Source organism: Pseudoduganella sp. RAF53_2 (genome assembly GCF_052113985.1).
Lineage (GTDB): Bacteria > Pseudomonadota > Gammaproteobacteria > Burkholderiales > Burkholderiaceae_D > Rugamonas.
Map to the genome: position 1 here is coordinate 1 of NZ_JBFRDW010000497.1, position 4536 is coordinate 4536.

Here is a 4536-nt window from a genome sequence, read left to right on the forward strand (position 1 = left end):
CTTCTGCTCCGGGTCGCTCACGCCGGCCAGGTGGCCCATGAACTGTTCGGTCGCGTCGATCTGGATCACTTTCACACCCAGGTTCTTGGCGAACATGTCCATCACCATCTTGCCTTCGTTCAGGCGCAGCAGGCCGTGGTCCACGAACACGCAGGTCAGCTGGTCGCCGATCGCGCGGTGGATCAGCGCCGCGGCTACGGACGAATCGACGCCGCCGGACAGGCCCAGAATCACTTCATCCGTGCCGACTTGCGCGCGGATCTTCTCAACGGCTTCGGAGATGTAGTCCGGCATATTCCAGTCGGACTTGCAGCCACAGATCTCGTGTACGAAGCGGCCCAGCATGGCCTTGCCCTGTACGGTGTGGGTGACTTCCGGGTGCCATTGCACGCCGTAGAAGCGGCGCTGCTCGTCGGCCATTGCAGCGATCGGGCAGGAGTCGGTGGACGCCATCAGCACAAAGCCTGGCGGCAGATCCAGCACCTTGTCGCCGTGGCTCATCCACACCTTCAGCATGCCGTGGCCTTCGTCGGTGACGAAGTCGTTGATGCCGTTCAGCAGCTTGGTGTGCGAACGCGCGCGCACTTCGGCGTAACCGAATTCGCGCACCAGGCCATTTTCAACTTTGCCGCCCAGTTGCGCAGCCATGGTCTGCATGCCGTAGCAGATGCCCAGCACTGGCACGCCCAGTTCGAACACGGCTTGCGGTGCGCGTGGCGAATCGCCTTCCAGCGTGGAGTTGTGGGAACCGGACAGGATCACACCGGCCGCGCCGTAATTGCGGATGAATTCTTCGTCAACGTCATACGGATAGACTTCGGAGAACACGCCAGCATCGCGCACGCGGCGTGCGATCAGCTGGGTGACCTGGGAACCGAAATCGAGGATGAGGATTTTAGAGTGCATAGGGGGCAAAAAAAAAACGCGGCGACCGAAGTCGCCGCATTGCGGGTTACTTATTCGGAGCGGTAGTTCGGCGCTTCTTTGGTGATCTGCACGTCGTGCACGTGCGACTCGCGCATGCCCGCCGACGTGATCTCGACGAATTCCGCCTTCTCGCGCAGTTCGTCGATGCTGGCGCAACCGCAGTAGCCCATGGACTGGCGCACGCCGCCCACCAGCTGAAAGATGATCGCCAGCACCGAGCCTTTGTAAGCCACGCGGCCTTCGATACCTTCAGGGACGAACTTGTCTTGCTTCATGGTCGCGTCCTGGAAGTAGCGGTCGGCGGAGCCGTCGCTCATCGCGCCCAGGGAACCCATGCCGCGGTAGGACTTGTAGGAGCGGCCCTGGTACAGGATCACTTCGCCCGGTGCTTCTTCAGTACCGGCGAACATGGAGCCCATCATCACGGTCGATGCGCCGGCTGCCAGTGCTTTCGAAATGTCGCCGGAGAAGCGGATGCCGCCGTCAGCGATGCATGGAACGCCCGTGCCCTTCAGTGCTTCGGACACATTGGCGATCGCGGTGATCTGCGGCACGCCCACGCCTGCCACGATACGGGTGGTGCAGATGGAGCCTGGGCCGATGCCGACCTTGACTGCGTCCGCGCCGTATTCAACCAGTGCCTTGGCCGCAGCAGCGGTCGCGATATTGCCGCCGATGACGTCAACGTGCRGGTACTTGGTCTTGATGTACTTCACGCGATCCAGGATGCCTTGCGAATGGCCGTGGGCGGTGTCCACCACCAGCACGTCCACGCCCGCTTGCACCAGCAGGTCGATACGTTCTTCATCTTTCGCGCCAACGCCAACAGCCGCGCCTACCAGCAGCTTGCCATGCTGGTCCTTCGATGCGTTCGGGTGTTCGGTGGATTTCTGGATGTCCTTGACGGTGATCAGGCCGCGCAGTTCGAAGCTGTCGTTCACCACCAGCACGCGCTCCAGGCGGTGCTTGTTCATCAGCCGCTTGGCTTCGTCGGTGCTTGCGCCTTCCTTCACGTACACCAGCTTTTCGCGCGGAGTCATCTTGGCGCGCACTTCAGCGTCCAGCTCTTGCTCGAAACGCAGGTCGCGGTTGGTGATGATGCCGACGACTTCCTTGCCTTGCACGACCGGGAAGCCGCTGATGCCATACTGCTCGGTGAGCTTGATGACGTCGCGAATCTTCATGTCCGGTGGGATAGTGATCGGGTCACGCAGAACGCCGGCTTCGAAACGCTTGACGCGCGCTACTTCGCGGGCCTGGTCTTTCGGCTTCAGGTTCTTGTGAATGATGCCGATGCCGCCCTCTTGTGCCATGGCGATGGCCAGGCGTGATTCGGTGACCGTGTCCATCGCTGCGGACAGCAGTGGAATATTCAGGGTGATATTGCGGGTCAGGCGAGTCTTGAGGGACGTATCCGCAGGCAGGATGTTGGAATACGCTGGTACGAGCAGCACGTCATCGAAGGTGAGTGCTTTTTGGAGGAGACGCATAGTATTTCCTATAGGCGCAAAAGCAGATTATACAGAAAAATGGCGATTGCGTCTCTGCAATTGACAGCACTGGCGATTCAGAGTGAAATAGATTCTCTTTCTCGACCGGAAAATTGTCTTATGAATCAAAGAATTATTACGCAGCTAACGGTCGGCGCAGCAATGTTTGCATGCGCAACGCTGGCGCAGGCACAGTGGATGTGGGTGAATGAACGCGGCATCAAACAGCTCTCCGATCAGCCTCCGCCACCGTCCGTGCCGCCCAGCCGCATTCTGAAAGCACCGCCTGGACAAATGCAGGACCTGCGCAAGGAACTCAACGCGCCCGCTCAGGAAGCCGCGCCTGCAGCCGACAAGCCTGAGCCAAAAGTGGATGCGCGCCCTACCCTGGCCGAGCGCAACGCAGACTACAACAAGCGCCGCACCGAATCGGCGGAGAAGGAACAGAAGGCTGCGCAGGAAGCCCAGCAGGCCGCGCAGAAAGCCGACAATTGCGCGAAGACCCGCAGCAACTTGACCGCACTCGAAAGCGGCCAGCGCATGATCGATATCGACAAGAACGGCGAGCGTTCCTTTATCGACGACGCCGAACGCGCCAAGCGCATCAAGGAAAACCAGAACATGGTGGCGCAGAACTGCAAATAAGCTTTTACCTCCGCCGCCCGGCGGAGGTCAGACTGTCTTCTTCGCGCGGCGGCGGCGGGCGTCTTTGGGGTCGGCGATGAGGGGGCGGTAGATTTCGATGCGGTCGCGGGCACGCAGGACGGTGTCGAGCGTTTTCTTTTTGCCGTAGATCCCGACCGGCATGGTCACCAGATTGATCTCCGGCGCTTCCTGCAGGATGCCGCTGATTTCGATGGCCTGGCCGATGGTCGTGCCCTCATCCACTTCCAGTGCGTACAGAATCGGCTGCGAAGCCGGCGCGTAGCTGACGGTGATCTTGATACGGTCAGCCATACACAGTCTCGGCGCGTTTGCAGAAGGAATCAACCATCGAGTTGGCGATCATGCCGAACACGGAACCGATCACCTGTTCCAGCAGCTTGCTGGAAAACTCGTAATGCAGGTCCAGCTCAACCTTGCAGGCATCTTCGCGCAGCGCCTTGAACGACCAGGTGCCATCCAAAGCCTTGAAGGGACCGTCCACCAGCTTCATATGAATGGCGCTGTACGGCGTATTCACGTTCGAAGTCGTAAAGTGCTGCTTTACGCCGTGGTAATTGATGCCAAGGCTGGCCACAATCGTATTCTCGCCCTTTTCGCGGATTTCAACGCCGCCACACCAGGGCAAAAATTTGGGATAATCCTCGACCTTTGCCACTAATTCAAACATTTGCTCGGCGCTATATCCCAGGAATACCGATTTGTGTACTACTGCCATTTAGTAACCGTTTGCTATGATTGTTGTCAGAGAACCCGTAGTTTAACCGACCCGCGCATTTTTACACATGACCATTGCCGATAACCGCAAAGCCTTTCACGACTACTTCATCGAGGACCGCTACGAAGCGGGCATCGCGCTTGAAGGCTGGGAAGTGAAGGCCATCCGCGATGCGCGCGTCCAGATCAAGGAAGCATACGTTACGATCCGCGATAACGAACTGTACCTGTTTGGCGCGCACATCAGCGCACTGCCGACCGCTTCCACCCACATCCATCCGCAAGCCGTGCGCACGCGCAAGCTGCTGCTGCACCGCCAGGAAATCGACAAACTGATCGGAAAGGTCGAACGCGCGGGCTACACCTTGGTGCCGCTCAACCTGCATTTCAAAGGCGGCCGCGTGAAATGCGAGATCGGCCTCGCCAAAGGTAAGAAGCAGCACGACAAGCGTGCCGCCGAGAAAGACCGCGACGCCAGCCGTGAGGTGCAGTCTGCAATGAAGCAGCACCGTCGGTGACGTAGCATTCCCGCCACGGAATTTCCAACGGGTAACATCCGTGCTACACTTCAGCGGCTGATCAAAAACCGTTGGAGATGGGAATCATGCTGAACAAGGCTGTATTTGCGGTAGCCACTGCCGCCGTGCTGGCGGGCTGCGCCACACCGTACTCCCCTGTCCCGATAGCGTCCACTTTCCCGACCACGCGGCAGGAAAAACTCCAGGCCGCCGCACACTGG

At 59.3% G+C, this 4536-nt stretch carries 6 protein-coding genes; 2 read left to right on the forward strand and 4 right to left on the reverse strand.

The annotated features are described in order from the left end of the window. The coding region (gene guaA, locus AB4Z11_RS23835; protein WP_442028152.1) for a glutamine-hydrolyzing GMP synthase at window positions 1-906 on the reverse strand (906 nt) is incomplete at its 3' end. A gap of 50 nt (window positions 907-956) precedes the next feature. Then, complete coding sequence (guaB, locus tag AB4Z11_RS23840) at window positions 957-2417, reverse strand: IMP dehydrogenase (RefSeq protein ID WP_442028154.1); 1461 nt, start codon at window positions 2415-2417, stop codon at window positions 957-959. A gap of 162 nt (window positions 2418-2579) precedes the next feature. On the opposite strand from guaB, the gene AB4Z11_RS23845 reads away from it, so the two are divergent. Further along, window positions 2580-3062: a DUF4124 domain-containing protein gene (locus AB4Z11_RS23845; protein WP_442028155.1), complete on the forward strand. Its 483-nt coding sequence runs from the start codon at window positions 2580-2582 to the stop codon at window positions 3060-3062. A 27-nt stretch (window positions 3063-3089) separates the two neighbouring features. Here the strand turns inward: AB4Z11_RS23845 and AB4Z11_RS23850 are convergent, their stop codons facing one another. Further along, entirely contained in the window at window positions 3090-3374 is a 285-nt protein-coding gene (locus AB4Z11_RS23850; RefSeq protein WP_442028156.1) for an RnfH family protein, read from the reverse strand. Beyond that, window positions 3367-3798, reverse strand: coding sequence for a type II toxin-antitoxin system RatA family toxin (locus tag AB4Z11_RS23855; RefSeq protein ID WP_442028157.1), 432 nt, complete (start codon window positions 3796-3798; stop codon window positions 3367-3369). The genes AB4Z11_RS23850 and AB4Z11_RS23855 overlap by 8 nt, the downstream gene beginning before the upstream one ends. 67 nt (window positions 3799-3865) lie before the next feature. Here AB4Z11_RS23855 and smpB point away from each other — a divergent pair, with 67 nt between their 5' ends. Beyond that, a complete protein-coding gene (smpB, locus tag AB4Z11_RS23860; protein ID WP_442028158.1) occupies window positions 3866-4315 on the forward strand; it encodes an SsrA-binding protein SmpB in 450 nt (149 codons plus the stop codon). Window positions 4316-4536 lie beyond the last annotated feature (221 nt).